15 protein-coding genes are annotated in these 21,967 nt (G+C 61.1%); 6 read left to right on the top strand and 9 right to left on the bottom strand.

The window, feature by feature from the left end; all coding sequences use genetic code 11:
• Window positions 1-3 precede the first annotated feature (3 nt).
• The 8 genes from nuoH to AC1RQ9_RS08855 form a co-directional block, all read right to left on the bottom strand.
• Window positions 4-960: an NADH-quinone oxidoreductase subunit NuoH gene (gene nuoH / locus AC1RQ9_RS08820; protein ID WP_193731909.1), complete on the bottom strand. Its 957-nt coding sequence runs from the start codon at window positions 958-960 to the stop codon at window positions 4-6.
• Entirely contained in the window at window positions 957-3,683 is a 2,727-nt protein-coding gene (nuoG, locus tag AC1RQ9_RS08825; protein ID WP_485986521.1) for an NADH-quinone oxidoreductase subunit NuoG, read from the bottom strand. The genes nuoH and nuoG overlap by 4 nt, the downstream gene beginning before the upstream one ends.
• Window positions 3,684-3,685: 2 nt before the next feature.
• Window positions 3,686-4,984: an NADH-quinone oxidoreductase subunit NuoF gene (nuoF, locus tag AC1RQ9_RS08830; protein WP_485986523.1), complete on the bottom strand. Its 1,299-nt coding sequence runs from the start codon at window positions 4,982-4,984 to the stop codon at window positions 3,686-3,688.
• Window positions 4,981-5,472, bottom strand: a complete 492-nt coding sequence (gene nuoE / locus AC1RQ9_RS08835; RefSeq protein ID WP_485986524.1) for an NADH-quinone oxidoreductase subunit NuoE — start codon at window positions 5,470-5,472, stop codon at window positions 4,981-4,983. Before nuoE ends, nuoF begins: the two co-directional genes overlap by 4 nt.
• Complete coding sequence (gene nuoC / locus AC1RQ9_RS08840) at window positions 5,459-7,174, bottom strand: NADH-quinone oxidoreductase subunit C/D (protein WP_485986543.1); 1,716 nt, start codon at window positions 7,172-7,174, stop codon at window positions 5,459-5,461. Before nuoC ends, nuoE begins: the two co-directional genes overlap by 14 nt.
• 49 nt (window positions 7,175-7,223) lie before the next feature.
• Window positions 7,224-7,859, bottom strand: coding sequence for a NuoB/complex I 20 kDa subunit family protein (locus AC1RQ9_RS08845; protein ID WP_485986525.1), 636 nt, complete (start codon window positions 7,857-7,859; stop codon window positions 7,224-7,226).
• Window positions 7,856-8,281, bottom strand: coding sequence for an NADH-quinone oxidoreductase subunit A (locus AC1RQ9_RS08850; protein ID WP_485986527.1), 426 nt, complete (start codon window positions 8,279-8,281; stop codon window positions 7,856-7,858). Before AC1RQ9_RS08850 ends, AC1RQ9_RS08845 begins: the two co-directional genes overlap by 4 nt.
• Window positions 8,282-8,970: 689 nt before the next feature.
• Complete coding sequence (locus tag AC1RQ9_RS08855; protein WP_485986529.1) at window positions 8,971-9,936, bottom strand: alpha/beta hydrolase; 966 nt, start codon at window positions 9,934-9,936, stop codon at window positions 8,971-8,973.
• Between the two features lie 294 nt (window positions 9,937-10,230).
• On the opposite strand from AC1RQ9_RS08855, the gene AC1RQ9_RS08860 reads away from it, so the two are divergent.
• A complete protein-coding gene (locus AC1RQ9_RS08860) occupies window positions 10,231-11,127 on the top strand; it encodes a fructose bisphosphate aldolase (RefSeq protein WP_485986530.1) in 897 nt (298 codons plus the stop codon).
• Between the two features lie 83 nt (window positions 11,128-11,210).
• Here AC1RQ9_RS08860 and AC1RQ9_RS08865 read toward each other — a convergent pair whose 3' ends face one another.
• Window positions 11,211-12,692, bottom strand: coding sequence for a sugar porter family MFS transporter (locus AC1RQ9_RS08865; RefSeq protein WP_485986531.1), 1,482 nt, complete (start codon window positions 12,690-12,692; stop codon window positions 11,211-11,213).
• Window positions 12,693-13,677: 985 nt separating this feature from the next.
• Here AC1RQ9_RS08865 and tkt point away from each other — a divergent pair.
• From tkt to AC1RQ9_RS08890, 5 genes are all read left to right on the top strand, one after another.
• Complete coding sequence (gene tkt, locus AC1RQ9_RS08870) at window positions 13,678-15,798, top strand: transketolase (RefSeq protein ID WP_485986532.1); 2,121 nt, start codon at window positions 13,678-13,680, stop codon at window positions 15,796-15,798.
• Between the two features lie 84 nt (window positions 15,799-15,882).
• Window positions 15,883-18,747: a bifunctional transaldolase/phosoglucose isomerase gene (locus AC1RQ9_RS08875; protein WP_485986533.1), complete on the top strand. Its 2,865-nt coding sequence runs from the start codon at window positions 15,883-15,885 to the stop codon at window positions 18,745-18,747.
• A 112-nt stretch (window positions 18,748-18,859) separates the two neighbouring features.
• On the top strand, window positions 18,860-19,861 hold the full coding sequence (gene gnd / locus AC1RQ9_RS08880; RefSeq protein ID WP_485986534.1) for a phosphogluconate dehydrogenase (NAD(+)-dependent, decarboxylating): 1,002 nt from the start codon (window positions 18,860-18,862) through the stop codon (window positions 19,859-19,861).
• A 108-nt stretch (window positions 19,862-19,969) separates the two neighbouring features.
• Window positions 19,970-21,502, top strand: coding sequence for a glucose-6-phosphate dehydrogenase (gene zwf / locus AC1RQ9_RS08885; RefSeq protein WP_485986535.1), 1,533 nt, complete (start codon window positions 19,970-19,972; stop codon window positions 21,500-21,502).
• A 57-nt stretch (window positions 21,503-21,559) separates the two neighbouring features.
• On the top strand, window positions 21,560-21,967 hold a 408-nt coding region (locus AC1RQ9_RS08890; protein WP_485986536.1), incomplete at its 3' end, for an HAD family hydrolase.

Here is a 21,967-nt window from a genome sequence, read left to right on the forward strand (position 1 = left end):
GTGTCACAAAGACGCGCGCAGCATGAGGATGGTTCCGGTCGCCATGACATTGAACAGGGAAAGCGGCAGCAGGACTTTCCAGCCCAGCGCCATCAGCCGGTCATAACGCGGGCGCGGCAGGGCCGCCCGCAGCAGGATAAAAAATACCACCATGCCCCCGGTCTTGAGCGCAAACCACACGGCAGGGGGCAGGAACGGCCCGCGCCAGCCACCAAGGTAGAGCGTGGTGACAAGGCTTGAGACCAGAACGATCCCGGCATATTCGGCAATGAAGAACATGCCGAACTTCATGCCCGAATATTCGGTATGGAACCCCGCACCCAGTTCGTTCTCCCCTTCGGGCAGGTCAAAGGGCAGGCGGTGCGTTTGTGCAATGCCGGCCAGCATGAACACGCCAAAGCCAAGGCATTGCGGAATGATGAACCATAGCCCCGCCTGCGCCGCCACGATATCATGCAGGTTGAACGACCCGGCCATCATGACCACACCCAGCAGCGACAGCCCCATGAACGCTTCGTAGCTGACCATCTGCGCCGCTGCCCGCATGCCACCCAGCAGCGCGTATTTGCTGTTGGACGCCCACCCCGCCAGCACCACCGCATAAACCCCAAGCCCCATCATGCCGAGGATGAACAGCAGTCCGACATTCATGTCACCCGCAATGCCCACGCCCATCGTGACCGGAATGACGGCAAAGGACAGCAATACCGTCATCATGCCAATGACCGGGGCAAGAACGAACACGGCCCGGTCGGCAAAGGGGGGGATCCAGTCCTGCTTGAACAGGATCTTGGTTCCGTCCGCCACGGCCTGGAACATGCCGCCCGGCCCCACGCGGTTGGGTCCATACCGGTCCTGCCATAATCCCAGCAGCCGCCGTTCAACCCATGTCAGCACGGTGGCAAGGCCAAGGACGACAGGTGGCATGAGAATGATGGTGGCAAGGGCTGGATACGTCATGACCGCCCCCCTTCGTCCGGCATCCGCTCCAGCCGGGCCATGCGGGGGAAACGGAACGCACGCGTGACCATGTGCGCCGGGCACAGGGCAATGCCCTCGGGCAGTCCGGGCACGGGTTCCACGGGCAACATGTGCGGTCCGTCATCCAGATGCAGCACCATGCGGCCTGTTGCCACCATGCCGGCAGGCAGCCCCAGCGCTGGCGCGGTTGCGCGCGCCATGACGGATGGGGAGAACATGCTCAGTTCCTCACTGCCGAACAGGCGCGTATCGGGCAGGACCAGAACGGTGTCAGCCTGCACCACATGGGGACGGGGAATATCGGTGGCATAAGCCGGTTTCGCATCAGAATGCCCGACACGGGACAACAACCGGATACCGCATTCCCCGCCACGCATGGGACCACCGATTTCGTGCTGGAAACGGTTGAGCGCCTGAACCGAATTCCATGGTGATGCCTGATAGCCCGAAACCAGTGCTGCGGGCATGTCCGGCCCATAGGCGCCTTCCATGGAACTGCTGAACGGGGTGTCCGGACTGCGGGGCGGTGGCTGGTCGCGCACATTGACGAAGGAACGGATGACGGTCCGCCCGCTGGCGCGGTAGGTCTGGCTGCGCAGTTTCTGGCCATTCATGCGGTAATCCGCCCCCGGCGCCGCCCTGACGGCCGGGGCAAGATGGGGAAACGCTTGCGCCAGCGCGGACAGGACATCATCCAGATCCCGCCAGACGGTCAGGCCCGTCATATGCGGCGCGGACGGGTCAAGACTGCGGGCCAGCGCCTGTACCCAGCGCCAGCCGGCCTGTATGGGGGCAGGGGGAAAGACCGCCTGAAAAAAGCGTTGCGCCCGGCCTTCCTGACTGACCAGCGTGCCGCTGCATTCACTGAAGGCACTAGCGGGCAGCACAAGGCTGGCCTGCCGGCATAGCGGCGTGGCCGTATGGTCGATCACGACGATATCGGGAACCGCCGCCAACAGTTCCGCCACATCCGCTGGCGGCAGGTGGCGGGTCAGGTCATTTTCCACAATGACCAGAACGGAAATCGCGCCCGCCCGCGCCTGTTCCATCACCGTTTCCAGCGACAGTCCCCCCATCATGGCCAGCCCCATGCTGTTGCATTCCGGCAGCACCAGCGACAGGCCGGCTGCGGGTGTGGCGCGCGCGAGCGCCGTGGCGATACTGGCGGCGGCCTGCATCAATGCGGGGGACCCGTATTGCATGCCGGATACGACCAGCGGCTTTCCGGCTGCCACAAGCGCATGCGCAATACGGGCGGCAAGCCGCGCGTCATCCGCCGCCAGATCCGTGACGGCCGGGGCGGCAGGATCAATTTCGTGGGCGATGGCAAAACCCAGCCGCGCGATGTCATCAGGGGCGGCACGCCGGGTTTGTGCCGCTACATCATCCAGATCAGTCGGCGCTGGCGTCAGCACATACAGACCGGATGGGCATTGTGCCCCCAGCGTGCGCACCGCTGCATCCATCCAGCGCGGCACCCTGGCATCATCCGCCGTATGGAAGGACGCCTGCCGCGCCGACTGCCGCAGCGACAGGCCAAGCCGGGGGGCGGTGGCGCATACGTCCTCGCCCAGTACCAGCACGGCATCGGCGCTTTCCATTTCATGGATGGTGGGCAGGGCGCCGGGATGGCGGGTCAGCAGGGCATGGGCCAGTTCCACGCATTCCTGTTCGTGCCGCGTCTGGCCGGTGCAGAAATGCTGCGGCCCCACCAGCGCATGCAGGCTGAAACAGGTTTCCAGCGCCGCGCGGGGGGAGGTTATGCCCACGATCCGTCCACCTGCCGCCATACGGGCGAAGGCCTGCAGGGCGTCCGTCATGGGAATGGCTGCCTGCTGCCCGTCAATGGCGCGCAGTGGCGTGCGGATACGCGTCGGTGCGTTGACAAAACCATGGCCGAACCGGCCCCGGTCGCACAGAAGGTAGCGGTTGATGTCCTCATGATAGCGGTTGAGGACACGACGGAGGGTTTCCTCACGCGCATTGACAATGGTGTTGCAGCCCACCGCGCAATGTACGCACACCGAGGGCGCGCCCCGCATGTCCCATTTACGGGTGTAGGTCGCGGAAAAGGGTTTGTCGGTAAACACGCCGGTCGGGCAGATTTCCACCAGATTGCCGCTGAAGGCATTCTGCAGCGTGCCATCTTCGGCACGGCCGAAATACACATTGTCATGTGACGCAAAGACCGCCAGGTCATCCCCGCCCGCGTAATCACGGTAGAAGCGCACGCAGCGGTAGCAGGCGATGCAGCGGTTCATTTCATGCTTCACGAATGGCCCGAGATCCTGATTGCGATGGGTCCGTTTGGTGAAGCGGTAACGGCGGGTATTGTGCCCGGTCATGACCGTCATGTCCTGCAGGTGGCATTCGCCGCCTTCCTCGCACACCGGGCAGTCATGGGGGTGGTTGACCATCATCCATTCGATGATGCTGGCGCGGAAATCCCGGGCCTCCGGGTCGTCAATGGATATGATGGTATTTTCGCTGACCGGGGTCATGCAGGCCATCACGATGCGGCCCTTCGTGTCATCGGGCCCGCTGAACTGCCTGATGGCGCACTGGCGGCACGCGCCCACGGAACCGAGTTCGGGATGCCAGCAGAAATAGGGCAGGCTGGCCCCCGCTTCCAGGCAGGCCTGCAGCAGGTTGATGCCGGTGCGGGTCGGGCAGTCCCGTCCGTCAATGCGGATGGAGGTCATGGTCATGCTCCCGATTTATGGGGGCAGCGGCGCTGCTGGATATGGGCGGCAAAATCGGCGGCGAACAGTTTCAGTCCACTGGCCAGCGGCGCCATCGCCCCGGGCGCATGGGCGCAGAAGGTCCGGCCCGGGGCGCCCAGCATGCGGGCATGGCGGGCAAGCTGGTCCATGTCCTCCTCCTGTCCCGACCCGTCCTCGATCGCGTCCAGCAGGCGTTCCACCCATGGCAGCCCGTCACGGCACGGGGTGCACCACCCGCAGGATTCCTGTGCAAAGAAATGTTCCAGGTTACGGATCATGCCGATGGGGCAGGTCCGGTCATCCAGTATGATGGCCATGCCGGTCCCGAGCCTGCTGCCCGCCTTTTCCACCGATCCGTAATCCATCGCGACATCGAGTGCCGTCGCGTCCAGAAAGGCGGTGGACGCCCCGCCGGGCAACAGGGCGCGCAGCTGGTGGCCCGGACGCATGCCGCCTGCATGTTCTTCAATGATCTGGCGCAGGGGGGTGCCAATGGGCAGTTCCCATGCGCCCGGTTTTGCCACCCGGCCACTGACACCATAGATCTTGGTGCCCCCATCCTCCCCCAGCCCGAGGCCCGCGAACCATTCCGGCCCGTTGGTGATGATATGGGGCAGGTTGCACAGTGTCTCGACATTGTTCACTACGCTGGGCGCGCCCCACAGGCCGCCGGTCTGGGGAAAGGGCGGCTTGCTGCGCGGTGTGGCGCGACGGCCTTCCAGCGCGGTCAGCAGGGCGGTTTCCTCGCCGCATATGTAGCGTCCGGCGCTGGAATGCACATGGATGTCAAAACCGAAGCCGGAGCCAAGGATGTTTTCCCCCAGCCAGCCCTGCTGCCGTGCCTCCCCGATCGCATGGTGCAGGCGCGAACAGGCCAGGCCGTATTCCCCGCGCAGGAAGATGATGCCATGCCCCGCCTGCACGCCATAGGCCGCAAGGATCATCCCCTCGATCAGTTGCAGGGGATTGCCCTCAAGCAGCAGACGGTCCTTGAAGGTGCCCGGTTCCATCTCGTCCGCATTGGCGATCAGGTACTTGCGGCGTTCGGCTGCAGGCTCCTTCGGCACGAAACTCCATTTCTGGCCGGTCCCGAAGCCGGCACCCCCACGCCCGCGCAGTTTTGAGCGTGTCACCATGTCAATGATTTCAGACGGGGCAAGGTCCCCCAGCGCCCTGCGCGTGGCCTGCCAGCCGCCTGCACGTTCATATGCCGCGCAGTCCGGTGGGCCTGCGGCCGGGTCGATCATGGCGGTCAGGGGCCGTTCGGTCGGCGGCGTCATGGCGTATCCCTCAGCGTGTCGATCAGGTGATCGAGGGTGGCCGTGTCCACATCCCCATGCAGCGTGCCATCGACCAGCATGGCCGGGGCATGGTCACAGTGGCCGATACAGACCGTGGGCAGCAGCGTGATGGCGTTGTCCGCCGTGGTTTCGCCGGGTCTTATGCCCAGTGTCCGGCACATATGGGCGCACAGGGGTTCACGCCCCATGATCCAGCATGAAACGCTGTCGCACAGCATGACGACATGCCGCCCGACCGGCCGGCGGAACAGCAGGTTGAAATAGGTGGCGATACCATCCAGATCATCAACCGACATGCCCAGCAGGTCGGCCACTTCGCGCAGATGCATGGTGCTGATCCAGCCAAGGCGGGCCTGCACCAGCCGCAGGGCCGCGACACTGGCCCCGCGCGCGTGCGGTTCCTGCGCCGCAAGGGCCAGGATTTCCGCCCGCACGGGCGTGGGCAGGAGGGCTTCAGCGGTCAACATCGGCCATGACGAAGTCAATGCTGCCCAGGATCGCGATCAGGTCCGCGATCATGATGCCGCGGCTGAGCAGCGGGATCATCTGCAGGTGGGCAAAGGATGGGGTGCGGATGCGCGTGCGGTAGGACGCGGTGCCGCCATCGCTGATCAGGGTATAGGTATTGACGCCTTTCGTGGCTTCGATGCTGGCGCGTGCTTCCCCCGGTGGCATGACCGGCCCCCAGCTTACACTGAGGAAATGGTGGATCAGGGTTTCGATGTCGTGCATCGTCCGCGCCCTGGGCGGCGGGGTGGTCAGCGGGTGGTCGGCCTTGACCGTGCCTGCGGGCATGTTGTCAACGCACTGGCGGATGATGCGCAGGCTCTGGCGTATTTCCTCCACATGGACGGCAATCCGGTCATAACAGTCGCCATTGGTGCCGGTGGGAATGTCGAATTCCAGCTGGTCGTAACAGGCATAGGGCGCATGCCTGCGGTAATCCCATGCCAGACCGGTGGCGCGCAGCCCCGGCCCGGTGACACCCCATTCAACGGCTTCCGCCGTGGTATAGGCACCAATCCCCTTCGTCCGGGCGCGGAAAATGGGGTTGCGCATGACCATGGCATCGTATTCGTCCAGCCGCCCCGGCAGGTCATCAAGAAAGGCGCGGACCAGTCCTGCCCACCCTTCGGGCAGGTCCATGGCCACGCCGCCGATGCGGAACCATGCCGGATGCATGCGAAAGCCGCATATCGCCTCGATAATCCCGAACACGCGTTCGCGGTCGGTAAACATGTAGAACACCGGTGAAAGCTGCCCCACATCCTGCGCCATGGTGCCGTAGAACACGAGATGGCTGGCAATGCGGAACAGTTCGGCCAGCATGACACGGATCATCTGCGCCCGTGGCGGCACGGTAATTCCCGCCAATGTCTCGACCGCCATCACGTAGGGGAAATTGTTCATGACCCCGCCGAGGTAGTCCACCCGGTCGGTATAGGGGATGTAGCTATGCCACGACTGGCGTTCGCCCATTTTTTCCGCGCCGCGATGGTGGAAGCCGATATCGGGCACGGCATCGACAATCCGCTCGCCTTCCAGTTGCAGCATGATGCGGAAAACCCCATGCACGCTGGGGTGGTTGGGACCGAGGTTGAGGAACATGAAGTCACTGTGGTCACCATGCCGCCGCATGCCCCATGCGGAGGGGTCAAAGCGCATGGCGTCCTGCTCGCGCGCTTCGTGTTCTTCCGTCAGGCTGTAGGGCGGCATTTCGGTAGCGCGGGCATGGTGGTCCTTGCGCAGCGGGTGCCCGGTCCATGTGGGCGGGGTCAGGATGCGGCGCAGGTCGGGATGATCATGGAAATGGATGCCGAACAGGTCCCAGGCCTCGCGTTCATACCAGTTGGCGCCCGGCCACAGGTCACTGATGGTGGGAAGGGCGGGGGCGGTTGCGCCAAGGGGAACCTTGATCCGTACCTCATCCGCGCGCACGGTGAGGGAGATCACATGATAGACGACGGTGAAGGCCGCCTGTGGCTGTCCGTCGCGGTGGGTGCGATCGCGTTCGTCTATGGCCGCAAGATCCAGCAGCATGAGGGATGCGGACGCCTTCAATGCAGCAAAGGCGGGGCGGAGGTCGGCAGCCGCGATCCAGATGATGGAAACGCCATCACATGTGGACTGGGTGGCCAGCGCGCCGTTGGGGAGATGCGCGGAAATCATGTCCGCAAGACCCTGTTCGCGGGTGGGGGCAAGGGTGGTGCTCATGGTGTCAGATCCCATCGGGCGTGCGCAGGTCGCGCATGGCCTGGCGTCCGGCGCGCTTTTCATCGCGCAGGCTGGGCGGTGTGACGGGTTGGGCCCCCTGCGGTCCCACCAGCCAGCTAAGGGGCCTGCGCTGTGTGCCGATGGATTTCTGCAGCAGCAGCAGGCCTTCCAGCAGCGCCTCGGGGCGTGGTGGGCAGCCGGGCACGTACACATCCACCGGCAGGAAGCTGTCCACGCCCTGCACGACACTGTAAATGTCGTACATGCCACCGGAATTCGCGCATGACCCCATGGAGATGACCCATCGTGGTTCCAGCATCTGGTTGTACAGATGCTGGATGACCGGGGCCATCTTGACGAACACGGTGCCGGAAATGACGATCAGGTCTGCTTCGCGGGGCGTGGCGCGCAGGACTTCGGAACCGAAGCGGGCAATGTCAAACCGGCTGGTGAATGCCGTCGCCATTTCCACATAACAGCATGACAGCCCGAAATTCAGCGGCCAGATGGAGTTTTTCTGTCCCCATGCAACGAAATCCTGCAATCGGCCCATGACCAGATTCCGGCGCAGGGTTTCACTGAAGCTGGGTGTGGCCCGCGCGGGTTCAGCCGCATTGGGGGAAGAAAGGGACCAGTTCATGATACGGGATCCTTGTGCGTGTCCGCCATCCGGTGCTGACGGGCCTTCGGCCCCCAGTCCAGCGCCCCGGCGCGCCACAGATAGGCAAGGGAGACGGCCAGAAAGACCGTAAAGACAAGGGCCGCGCCATAACCGATCCATCCCGTTTCGGTCACAACGGTTGCCCATGTCAGGAGAATGGCCGTTTCCACATCAAAGATGACAAAGAACACGGCCACCAGGTAATACTGCACAGGCAACCGCAGATGTGCCGACCCCGTGGGCACCATGCCGGATTCAAAGGGCATGGACATGGATCGGCCCATGGCCCTGCCACCGCGCCGGGTACCGGTGATGGCGGACAGCCCGAGCATGCTGGCCAGAAGTACCGCTATGACCATGGCATAGGCGGATATTGACCATATATTGGAAATGTTTTCCATGACGGGCATTTCCGTTTCTGTTTGTTTTATTTTTAACGGAGACGATCTGCGCCATGCCATGTGCATTGATGCGCAATAACCGGCCACTACCTTACAGGCGATACCTGCATGCCTTGATATAGTCTGGCTCGATACAGTAAATGCCAGAACAGGCTGCCAATCGCCTATACGCGGCAGGCGCGGGGAAGTTGCGACCGGATCATGCAAGTTTTTCAAAGAACAGAGCCATGACGGCATCCGTGCATGACCCATGTTCCATGGCTTGCGCCGCTATCCCCATGCCCTATGGGCACGGTCGTTCGCAGTGGCGCGCATAGGGAAATCTTCACCGGCTGCGCCGGCAGGCAGGCCCGATATTGTCAGCCCGGGGTCAGACGCTGTCTGAAAACAGCCCGGTGATAAAAAAATAAAAGTTTCTGGGGCGCCGCCTTTTTCAAATAAGGTGACGTTCTTCAAGGCTTTTTGAAAAAAGCTTCGCCAAAAATTTTCTTATGGTTGCAGGATATTTCCTGATCTGGCCTTTCAAGCAGCCTCCCGGTCATCCTTGCGGTTCAGGCTTGTTATAATTCCAATCCCCCATAAAGGAATGAAATACGCAGATCATCAATATTGAACCGTGAACAGGCGAGGGTTGCGCTGCCCCTGTTGCAGCAGGACACCCCCGCCATAAACACCATCAGACCGGATTTTCAGGAACAATCCTGTGAAATGGCGCGTTTCAGGGCGGTAAAATAAGAGTCCCTGAATTGCCTGCTCATGGGTGCGTCGGGAATGAACACGTCAAAGACATGATAGGCACCGGGCATGACACAGACCTCTGTCGGCACGCCAGCAGCCATCAGGCGCCGGGCATATTCCAGGTCCTCGTCCAAAAACAGGTCCAGGGAACCTACGCCGATATAGGCAGGCGGCAGTCCCGTCAGGTCCGTTGCGCGAAAGGCCGCGGCATATTCTGAAATGCCCGCGCTTCCGGGCATTTTACCCAGATAGGCATTCCATGCGTAATGATTGGCGGAACGCGTCCAGATATATTCACCCAGGGCAGGCGATGGCATGCGCGTTGTTCCGGTCCTGTCATCCAGCATGGGATAAATCAGCAGCTGGAAAAGGACTTTGATCTCAGCCCGGTCGCGTGCCAGCAGGGCAAGACAGGCTGTCAGGCCACCGCCCGCGCTATCGCCGCCAATAATCAGGCGGTTCCGGTCAATTCCCAGCCTGGCTGCATGTCCGTGTGCCCATTTCAGGACAGCATAGCAATCCTCGATTGCCGCAGGGCAGGGGGCTTCTGGCGCCAGACGATAGTCAACCGAGAAAATGACCAGACCCAGTTCGCTGACCATCTGCCGGCAGCGTGCATCATCGACTTCCGGTGTGCCGCTTACGATACCGCCGCTATGGATATAGATCAGCGCGGGGGCATTCGGGTGGGTGGCTGCAGGCCTGTAGGCCACGACCGGCACATCAGGAGCGCCCGCAGGCCCGGGTACATGGCATGCCTCAACCATGACGTCAGGATGTGCGGCAACCCTGACGCTGCGGATTGCGGAAATGAATGCCTTGCGTGTTTCGTCCAGGGTCTCATCTGAAAGACCATCAAAGGAGGGCAGGACTTTCAGGGCTGCACGAAATTCCGGGGCGACGGGATTGTTGGGCATGACAGTTTCTCCGCGTTATCTTTTCCTCACGATAGATGGCATCCGGATCAGGAGCATCATCACGTCCAACTGATTGAACAGAAAGTGTCATTCAGGAAATTTCAGGATCACGAACCGGGGGCTGCGCATACAGGTCGCGCTGTTTCATGCTGGAATATGCCCGCATGCGTTTTTTGTATTTATGTTTATTCACCCATATTTTATCCTGTTAATTAATAAAGGCGTCGGAAATTATATATAATAAGCACTTACCATCCTGCCCATATATGAATACTGAACATAGGATAAATAACCATGCCAGTTGACCAGATGCGTAAGAACATGTCGGAGAACACGGGTTTCATCGCGGCCCTGGACCAGAGCGGGGGATCAACACCGGGTGCGCTGCGGCATTACGGCATACCGGACAGCGCCTACAGCACCGATGCCCAGATGTTCGCCCTGATGCACGAAATGCGGGTCAGGGTCATCACCGCCCCGGCCTTTACGGGCAAGAGCATCCTTGCCGCCATTCTGTTCGAGCAGACCATGAACGGGCTGGTCAGGGACACGCCCGTCCCCACCTACCTGTGGAAGGAAAAAGGGGTCGTTCCCTTCCTGAAGGTGGACAAGGGGCTGGAGGCCGAGGCGGGCGGCGTGCAGATGATGAAGCCCATCCCCAACCTTGAAGCCCTGCTGGACCAGGCCATCAGCAAGGGTATTTACGGCACGAAGGCGCGTTCGGTCATCCGCCTGGCCGAGCGCGAGGGCGTTGCCGCCATCGTGAAGCAGCAGTTCACCCTGGCCGAGCAGATTGCGGCCCGTGGCCTCGTGCCCATCATGGAACCCGAAGTGCTGATCAGAAGCCCGGACAAGGCGGGGGCGGAAACCCTGCTGCATGATGAACTGCACCGTGGGCTGGATGCCCTGCCCGGTGACTATCAGGTGATGATCAAGGTCTCGATCCCTGAAAAGGCCGATCTTTACCTTGACCTGATCAGGCACCCGCGCGTGCAGCGTGTCGTGGCGCTGTCCGGTGGGTATCCGCGTGATGAAGCGTGCCAGCGGCTGGCGAAGAACCATGGCATGATCGCCAGCTTCTCGCGCGCGCTGCTCGAAGACCTGCGCTACACCATGACGGATGCGGAATTTGACGCAGCCCTTGCAAAGTCCATCGCGCAGATCTTCAGGGCTTCAACGCAGAAGGCCTGATCCCCCCGTCCTTTTTTTATTTCAAACAAAAACGGCTTCCGGTGCATTCCGGAAGCCGTTTTTTGTCCGCCTGCCGTCGTGTGTCAGGCAGACGGATGTGTGGACATTTTTCCACCCTGCGGCAGGGAACGCGCACCCAGGTTACGCAGGGGCCATCCCGCAAGCAGGTGGGATTCAATATCTTCCAGCGAAACCCCCTTCGTTTCCGGCACATAGAACAGTGTGATTACGATAAACACGGCATTCATTCCCGCAAACAGCCAGAACGTATGGGCTTCCCCCAATGTATCAAGCACGCTGAGGAATGTGTTGCTGACCGCCCAGTTGGTGGCCCAGTTGGTAAAGGTGGAACAGACAATGCCAAAGTCACGACCGCGCAGTGGCTGGATTTCAGCGCACAACGTCCAGACCAGCGGCCCGGCGCCAATGGCGAACCCCAGCACAAACACCAGCAGCGACCCCACCATGGCAATCTGGGCCACGGTATCATGACCGCCATATTCAACCAGCCCGCCAGCCAGCAGCATGCTGCCCGTCATGATGGCACAGCTGAGCAACAGCAGCGGCCGGCGGCCCCAGCGGTCAACCGTCACGATCGCGACACAGGTGGCGACAAGGTTGATCAGGCCGATCAGGGCCGTGGCCCAGCCTGCGGCGGACGCGCCGAAACTGGCGGCCTGAAAGACCTTGGGCGCGTAATACATCAGCACATTGATACCAGTCAGCTGCTGCATGATCTGCAACACGATGCCCAGCCCGACCGAACGGCGGAAATTGGCATTATTGCGGAAAAACGAAAATCCCTCCGACCGGCCACGGGTCAGTTCCGTGGCAATATCGGATATTTCCCGGTCAGCCTGTTGCGGGCTGGGACGCAGGTAACGCATTACCTTGCGCGCGCGCAGCTTCTCCCCCCGCATCATGAGCCAGCGCGGGCTGTCCGGCAGGAACAGGCAGCCAACAAGGAATACCGTCGCGGGCACCGTCATGAGGCCAAGCATCCACCGCCAGTGCGCGCCATTCGCCAGCACCCCATCGGTTACATAGGACAGGAAAATGCCGCCCGTCATCATTAACTGGTAACAGGCGATCATCGACCCGCGCTGCGCCACGGCCGAGACTTCGGATATGTAGAGCGGCGCGGTAAAGGCCGCGATCCCCACCGCGAAGCCCAGGAAAATCCGACCGATGACAAGCATGGCAACAGACGGGGCCAGCGCGCTGATAAGGGAACCGACAAGAAAAAGAATGGATGAACCCAGCAGCGCGCGCCTGCGTCCAAAGCGGAACGAGATCGTCCCGGCGATCAGCGAACCCACGGCTGCCGCCGCCATCATGGAGGAGACGATCCATTCCTGCATGCGTGGCGATGCATTGAAATCCGTCCCGATAAAGCGCAGCGCGCCCGCGATCACCCCGGTATCCAGCCCGAACATCAGACCGGCAAGGGCTGCCAGCACCCCTACGACAATGGCATGCCCCGCCGCGGGCGCGTCCGGGGCGGGGGGCTGACCCTGTGCGGTGGCATGTATCATGGTACGGGAAACCAGATCGTCTTCGGGCATGCGTGACACCTTTTCTTTTTATTTATTGAAATGCGGCTGTTCCGCCATGAAAGGTCGGGTCATTACAGACGCTGATATACATGCATCAATGCATGGATTGCCCCCTGCTGAACAATAGATATGAACCCGGTTGCCAACATTTTTCTGTGACCCGGATATCTAATATTTTTATATAAATCGAAGAAAATCCTGATAACGGTGGCAAGGCGCCATCCGTCGGCTTCCTTATGCGTCACTTTCGGCATGACGGGCGGGAAAGCAGTCCCCAGATGGCATGGCGGGATCCATTATGTGCAATCCGTATTGCAGATATAAGTAACGGAATCCGAATTGAAATAAGAATCGCATACAGGACCGGACCGATCCCCAGACGTATCTTATTTTTACATATGTTCTATCCATTAATCCTAAAAATATATTCGATTCCCGCCTTATGTTATTTTCTTAACGTGTGATCATGCACATATTTTTGTGTACTGCGGCTGTATACAGGCCTGTTTAATGGCATCCAAACCGTCCATGCGCGCCTGCATTTCCGATCCCCGCACCATGCTGAAAAATGGCAGAAAACCGTACATTTTCCGACACTGACATATCTTGTCACATTTCCATAACAGCATATGAAAAATGTATGGCCATGCACGGAAAGAATAAATGAGTGTCAAGAACTCGTGAATGAACGAGGCTGGAATTAGGTCCGGATTGGGACTTCAATGCAGGAACTGCCGCGCCAGACATGACGCACTGTTCCATATCAATAAACCGCACGACTGAATCAACTACATCCGGCCTGCGGGTTATACTGGGACCATGTCGGCGCATCGGTCCCTGTACTGTCACGGATGGCAGCAGGGTAATGGATCTCGGCACAGGTATGTGACGTACGCGGCATGCAGGCATGACCGGATGAATGCTGTCCCCTCATGCAATTCCATGTAACGCCCGTAGCGAACAGGGCTGGCCGTGACAACGGAGGACGGTTTTCATGCGTTCATTATTTCCCTGTCCCGTATGGGCACCTGATGGTGCCGGCAACGCACGGGCGGATCTTGATACCCTGTGCATCAATACAATCCGTACATTGGCCATGGATGCGGTGCAGAAAGCCAATTCCGGCCACCCGGGCACGCCCATGGCGCTGGCCCCGCCAGCCTATGCATTGTGGCGCGACGTCCTGAATTACGATCCCGCCAATCCCCTGTGGCCCAACCGTGACCGCTTCGTGCTGTCGATCGGCCATGCCTCCATGTTGCTGTATTCGCTGATCTATCTGTCCGGTATCCGTGATGTGAAGGATGGCCGCGTACAGACGGACAGGCCCGCACTGACCCTGGCGGATATCGAGCAGTTCCGCCAGCTCAATTCACGCACCCCCGGCCACCCGGAATATGGTCATACCGCGGGCGTCGAGACCACGACCGGCCCGCTGGGGCAGGGATGTGGCAACTCCGTCGGCATGGCCATTGCCCAGAAATGGCTGGCCGCGCATTTCAATAAACCCGGTTTCGACCTGTTCACCTATCATACCTATACGTTCTGCGGTGATGGCGACAACATGGAAGGCGTGTCCAGCGAGGCCGCGTCCATCGCGGGCCACCTGAAGCTGGGTAACCTGACATGGATCTATGACAGCAACCATATTTCCATCGAGGGCAATACCCGCATCGCCTTTACCGAAAGCGTGCATAAACGCTTCGAGGCCTATGGCTGGCATGTCCTTGAACTCAAGGATGCCAACGATACCGGCGACATGCGCCGCCTGCTGGCCGAAGCGAAGGCGGAAACATCCCGCCCGACGCTGATCATCGTGCATTCCATCATTGGCTGGGGGTCGCCGCACAAGGCGGGCACGGCGGCGGCGCATGGCTCGCCCCTGGGTGTGGAAGAAATACGCGAAACCAAGAAATTCTACGGCTGGCCGGAAGACAAAAGCTTCTACGTGCCCGATGGCGTGCCTGAACACATGCAGCAGGGCATCGCCACACGCGGGGCCACCGCCAGCAAGGCGTGGTATGACCTGCTGGCCCGCTACCGCACGGCACATCCCGACCTTGCAGCCGAACTGGACCTGATCCTTGCCGGCAGGCTGCCCGAAGGCTGGGACCGCCAGATCAGCGATTTCCCCGCGGACGCCAAGGGCCTTGCCTCCCGCGCCAGTTCCGCGACCGTGCTCAACCAGGTGGCCGCCAGCTATCCGTGGATGATCGGCGGATCGGCCGACCTGTCGCCATCGACCAAGACGCACCTGACATTCGATGGTGCGGGTGATTTCCAGCCCCCGCAATGGGGCGGAACCTATGGCGGGCGCAACCTGCACTTCGGTGTGCGTGAACATGCCATGGGGTCGATCTGCAACGGGCTGGCGCTGTCTTACCTGCGGCCCTACTGCTCCGGCTTCTTCATATTTTCCGATTACATGAAGCCGCCCATCCGGCTTGCGGCGCTGATGAAGCTGCCGGTGCTGTATATCTTCACCCATGATTCCATCGGGGTAGGCGAAGATGGCCCGACCCACCAGCCGGTCGAACAGTTGGCGCAGCTTCGGGCCACACCGGGGGTGACCCTGATCCGCCCGGCGGACGCCAACGAAGTCGCGGAGGCCTGGCGCACCCTTGTCCCGCTGGTTGACCGCCCCACGGTTCTGGTGCTGACACGCCAGAACTTGCCCACCATCTGCCGAAAGACCTATGCGCCGGCCACCGGCCTGGCAAAGGGTGCCTACGTGCTGGCCGACAGCAGCACCGGTACGCCCGATGTCATCCTCATGGCAACGGGCAGCGAGGTCGGGCTGATCGTGAAAGCCTTCGAACAGCTCAAGGCCGAAGGAATCAGCGCCCGCATCGTCTCCATGCCGTCATGGGACCTGTTCGAAGCCCAGCCCCGGTCCTACCGCGACAGCGTGCTGCCGCCCGATGTCACCGCCCGCGTGGCGGTGGAACAGGCGGCACGGCTTGGGTGGGAACGCTATGTCGGCCTGCGGGGTGCGACCGTCGTAATGCACACATTCGGTGCCTCCGCCCCGGCGGGTGAACTGGAGGTCAAGTTCGGGTTCACGGTGGACGCCGTCCTGACCGAAGCCCGCAGGCAGCTTGCCACCCGGCGCTGAGCGCCCGCCCAACCATAATTGCGACAGGACAGCCACCACGGCCACCCGCCGGATGGCTGCCTGCAATAATGAAGGAAACACGCCATGACCGCGTATGATGCCGGCACAAGTGAAGCCGCCAATCCGTTAAAACAGCTGGCCCGCCTGGGTCAGTCCCCGTGGCTGGACTTCATCCAGCGTTCCTATACCGAAAGCGGCAAGCTGAAAAAGCTGGTGGAGGAAGACGGGCTGAAGGGCGTCACCTCCAACCCGTCCATCTTCCAGAAAGCCATGGGCCACGGCACCGATTACGATCCGCAGATCCGCCAGATCCTCGAACACCAGATCGTTGACGCCGGGACGCTGTATGAAACACTGGCGATCCATGACATCCGCGCGGCGGCAAAGGTGCTGCACCCGGTCTATGAACAGACCGCGAAGGTGGATGGCTATGTCAGCCTTGAGGTCTCGCCCTATCTGGCGCGTGATACCGACGCCACCATTGCTGAAGCGCGGCGGCTGTGGCTTGCGGTTGGCGCGCCCAACCTCATGATCAAGATCCCTGGAACGGATGAAGGCGCACCCGCCGTGCAGGCCGCCATTACCGCAGGGATCAATGTCAACGTAACACTGCTGTTCTCGCTGAATGCATACAAGAAGGTTGTGGAAGCCCATATCGCCGGGCTGGAGGACCGCCTGAGCCGCGGCGAAAGTGTTGCGGGGATCGCCAGCGTCGCCTCCTTCTTCGTCAGCCGCATCGACGTGAAGATCGATAAGGAAATCGATGATCGTATCGCCGCGGGTGACAGCGATGCGGCTGCGCTGAAGGCCCTGCGCGGCAAGGTCGCGATCGCCAACGCCAAGCAGGCCTATGAATACTGGCAGGGCGTGGTGAAAAGTCCGCGCTGGCAGAAACTGGCGCACGCCGGCGCCATGCCGCAGCGCCTGCTATGGGCCAGCACCAGCACCAAGGACAGGACGTTTAGCGACGTGCTGTACGTGGACGGCCTGATCGGCCCGGAAACCGTCAACACCATTCCCCCCGCAACCTTTGATGACTTCCGCGATCACGGGAAAGTCGCCCCGACCCTGACACAGGACGTGGCGGGCGCGCACAGGGTGATAAGCGAGGCCCGGCGCCTTGGCCTCGACCTGGATGGCGTGACCCGGACATTGGTGGATGAAGGGGTCCGCGGCTTCGAGGAGGCATTCGACGCCCTGCTGGGGGCGATTGCTGCCAAACAGGCAGCATTCCTGGGCCACAGGATCACCACGACCACGCTCAACCTGCCTGCCGACCTTGATACGGCGGTCAAGGCTGAACTGGAAACATGGCGCATACAGGGTAACGTGCGCCGCCTGTGGAACAGGGACGCCACGTTATGGACGGGACATGATGAGGCAGGCTGGCTGAAATGGCTGAACATTGTTGATGACCAGTTGCTGGATCTGGCGAAGTTCGAGGAATTCCAGGCCGAAGTGAAAGCGCGCGGCTTTCGCGACGCGCTGCTGCTGGGCATGGGTGGGTCGAGCCTTGGGCCGGAAGTCCTGTCAGTAACGTTCGGCAGGCACGAGGGCTTTCCGCACCTGTATGTCCTCGACAGCACCGACCCGCAGCAGATCAGGGATTTTCAGGACAGGATCGATATCAGCAGGACGCTGTTCATCGTCTCGTCCAAATCCGGCGGCACGCTGGAGCCGAACATCCTCAAGGCCTATTTCTTCGATCAGGCGAAAAAGGTGCTGGGTGAGCGGGCCGGTTCACATTTCATCACCGTCACCGATCCCGGTTCACACATGGAAGACGTGGCGAAGAAGGACGGGTTCTGGAAAATCTTCTACGGCAACAGGCAGATCGGTGGCCGGTATTCCGTCCTGTCCGATTTCGGCATGGTACCCGCCGCCGTTGCCGGCCTGCCGCTGAAGCGGCTGCTGGATTCCGCCCTGCGGGGTGAAAAATCCTGCGCCGCCTCCGTCCCGCCCGCGCAGAACCCCGGTGTCATTCTGGGCAGCGTGCTGGGCGTGGCCGCGCGGTCGTTCGGCCGGGACAAGGTCACGCTGCTGGCATCGCCCGCCATATACGACATGGGCGCGTGGCTGGAACAGCTTCTGGCGGAATCAACGGGCAAGGACGGCCGCGGCCTGATCCCCATTGATGGGGAAACCGCCGGACCTGCGTCCGTTTATGGCAAGGACCGCGTGTTCATATACCTGCGCCTGGGTGAGAAGCCATGTGAAAAGCAGGACGCGGCATTCAAGCGACTGATCGCGGCGGGTGAGCCTGTTGTAACCATCGAACTGCATGACCGCCACCAGATTACCGAGGAATTCTTCCGCTGGGAATTCGCAACGGCCGTCGCCGGTTCAATCATCGGCATCAACGCCTTCAACCAGCCTGATGTCGAGGCGTCGAAGATCGAGACAAAAAAGATCACCACCGCCTATAACGAAACCGGCAGACTGCCGCCGTATGAACCGTTCGCGAAAGACGGCTGCTTTGCCTTCTATGCCGACCCCAAAAATGCTTCAGCCCTGAAGGGCGGCACGGCGGAAGCAATCCTGAAGGCCCATTTTGCCCGGGGCAGGGCGGGCGATTATGTCGCCCTGCTGGCTTATATCGACCGCGACACGGCCACGCGCGAATGGCTGCAGCAGGTGCGGCTGTCGGTGCGTGATGGGCTGAAGCTGGCCACGGCGGCCGAATTCGGCCCGCGTTTCCAGCATTCCACCGGCCAGGCCTACAAGGGCGGCCCCAACACGGGCGTATTCCTGCAGATCACGTGTGATGACGAAATCAACCTGCCGGTACCGGGGGAGAAATATACCTTCAGCATCGTGAAGGAAGCACAGGCACGCGGGGATCTGGAAGTACTGGGCGAACGTGGCCGTCGCGCCCTGCGCGTGCATATCCGCGGTGACTTGAAATCCGGCCTTGAAAAACTGGCGCAGGCCATCAGGGCCGCCGTCTGATCGCACGGCGCAGTCGCCCCGCCACGATCAAAATGGCGGGGCCCATTTTTTCACCAGCCCGGATATGGGCTGAAGCGCAGGGCACGCCCCTGCCACGGGAGCAGCAGAAATCATGCAGATTGGTATAGTGGGTCTGGGCAAGATGGGGGGCAACATCGCCATCCGCCTGACGCGTCACGGGCACGATGTGGTGCTGTATGACCGCACGCCAGCGGTAATGACCAAAATCGCGCAAAAGGCCGAAGCCGGAAAGACCATCGCCTCATCCGGCCTGAAGGACATGGTGTCCAGACTGACGGCACGACGGCGGATCATCTGGCTCATGCTGCCCGCAGGCCCCGTAACCGAAGCGGCGGTGGAAGAACTCGGCAGCCTGCTGGGGCAGGGGGATATCCTGATCGACGGCGGCAATTCCTTCTACAAGGACGACATCCGCCGGGCTGCCGCACTGACAAAAAAGGGGATCCACTATGTCGATGTCGGTACATCGGGCGGCGTGTGGGGGCTGGAACGCGGCTACTGCATGATGTACGGCGGCACCACGGATGCCACCGACCATATCGACCCGATCCTGTCCGCCCTTGCACCGGGAATTGGCGATATTCCCCGCACGCCAAACCGTGACAAGCCCGGTTTTGACCCACGTGCCGAACAGGGCTACCTGCATTGCGGGCCTGCGGGGTCGGGCCATTTCGTGAAGATGGTCCATAACGGCATCGAATACGGCATCATGCAGGCCTTTGCCGAGGGCTTCCATGTCATGAAGTCCAAGAACTCCACCGAACTGCCTGAAAACCAGCGCTTTGAACTGAACATGGCCGATATTGCCGAAGTCTGGCGGCGGGGCAGTGTCGTGTCGTCATGGCTGCTGGACCTGTCGGCCAGCGCGCTGGCGGGCAACCCCGACCTGTCGAACTACAAGGGCGACGTGGCCGATTCCGGCGAGGGGCGGTGGACCATCGAGGCCGCAATTGAAGAAGCCGTACCCGTCCCGGTCATGACGGAAGCCCTGTTCACACGTTTCCGTTCGCGCACCGGCAACAACTTTGCCGAAAAGATGCTGTCGGCCATGCGTTTCGGCTTTGGGGGCCATATCGAAGGCACGAACAACTGACGGCGCGCGCCAGATAACGCACCCGGCAGGCCAGACCACGCTGGCACCATAACGACCACGGGCGGCCTGGTCGGGTTTTAACGCTAAATAAGTTCAGGGAGAAGCAAGATGGAGAGCATCGTCGCATCCGCGTCCTCGCAGATTGACGACACGCGGCATGAAAACGTGCCGCGTCGCGGGCCACCGGGGGTATTTGTCATATTTGGCGGGGGCGGGGACCTGACGCACCGCCTTCTTGTCCCCGCACTTTATAACCTGGCCAGTGCGGGACTGCTGGACGGCCATTTCTCCATCATTGTGGTGGACCGGGCCGATGTCTCGGCGGCCGACCTGCGCCAGAGCTTTCATGCCTCACTGGAAAACTTCGTAACCAGTCGCGGGACCGAAGCCGTCAGCCTGCATGATGATGTGTGGAAACGTCTGGCTTCCAGCATCGACTATGTGCGCGGTTCGTTCGAGGATAGCGCGACCTACGATGCCCTGGCCCGGAAAATCGGCAACCAGAACTGTATTTTCTACCTTGCTGTGGCCGCCCGTTTCTTTGGCACGATCGTGGACCAGCTTGGTGTATCGGGCCTTGCGAAGGAAAGCGGGAAGGCCTTTCGCCGGGTCATTATCGAAAAGCCATTCGGCAGCGACCTTGCATCCGCCATCGCGCTGAATGAACGGCTGCTGCATACGCTTGATGAAAGCCAGATTTACCGGATCGACCATTATCTGGGCAAGGAGACGGTACAGAACATCCTTGCCCTGCGGTTTTCCAACGGTTTCTTTGAACCCTTGTGGAATCGCGACAATATCGACCATGTGCAGATCACCGCGGCCGAGACGGTCGGCGTGGAACAGCGCGCCCGGTTTTACGAAAGCACGGGTGCGGTGCGCGACATGGTGCCCAACCATGTCATGCAGCTTCTGGCCATGACGGCGATGGAAGCCCCCATTTCATTCGATGCCGATGCGGTGCGTGATGAAAAGACCAAGGTGCTCAAGGCCATCCATGCCGTGCAGCATCATGACGTGGTGCGCGGCCAGTACGCGGCGGGCAGCATAAAGGGCCAGCCCGTTGCGGGGTATCGTGAAGAACCCGGCGTGGATCCCCATTCCCATACCGAAACCTATGTTGCGATGAAGCTCATGATCGACAACTGGCGCTGGGCGGGGGTGCCGTTCTATGTGCGCACCGGCAAGCGCCTGGCCGCGCGCAAGACGGAAATCGCGGTGCATTTCAAGTCCGCACCCTATGCCCTGTTCCGCGATACGCCGGTGGACAAGCTGACACCCAACATCATGCTTTTGCATATCCAGCCGACCGAAGGGGTAACGCTGCAGTTTTCTGCCAAGATCCCCGGTCCCACGGTACACCTGGGCGGCGTGCGCATGAAGTTCGATTATTCCGAATGGTTCCACGAGGGGCCAAGCACCGGATATGAAACGCTGCTGTATGACTGCATGATCGGGGATGCGACCCTGTTCCAGCGCGCGGACAATATCGAAGCCGGATGGCGCGTGGTCCAGCCCGTTCTGGACTGGATGCACGCACCCGCCGGACTGGATTTCTACGCCGCCGGCAGCGAGGGGCCAAAAGCCGCCGATGACCTGCTGGCCCGCGACAACCGGCACTGGCTGAAAATCGGGTCCTAATGGGACCTGACGCACACGCCAACCAGACTGACATGATACTGACAGGAGGACACTTGCGTGTCTGACCCCGAAATACGCCTTGTGCTGGCCGATGTGGATGGCACCCTGGTCACGAAGGACAAGATCCTGACACCCCGGGCGATCCGGGCGGTCGAACGCCTGCGTGAACGCGGAATCCTGTTCACCATCACCAGCGGCCGCCCGCCCAAGGGCATGAAGATGGTCATTGACCCGCTGAAGATTTCCGAACCGATCGCGGGTTTCAACGGCGGCATGATGGTCAGACCCGATTTTACCGTGATCGAGGCCCGCACGCTGCCAGCTGATACGGCGCGCAAGGTGATCAGCATCATCCGCGACCACGGGGCCGATCCGTGGGTCTATAACGGCAATGACTGGATCGTCTCGAAACCTGATGCGCCGCATGTCGCGCGCGAACAGTGGACGGTCAAATTCCCGCCCGTA

The sequence above is a fragment of the Komagataeibacter ossonobensis genome (assembly GCF_057359305.1).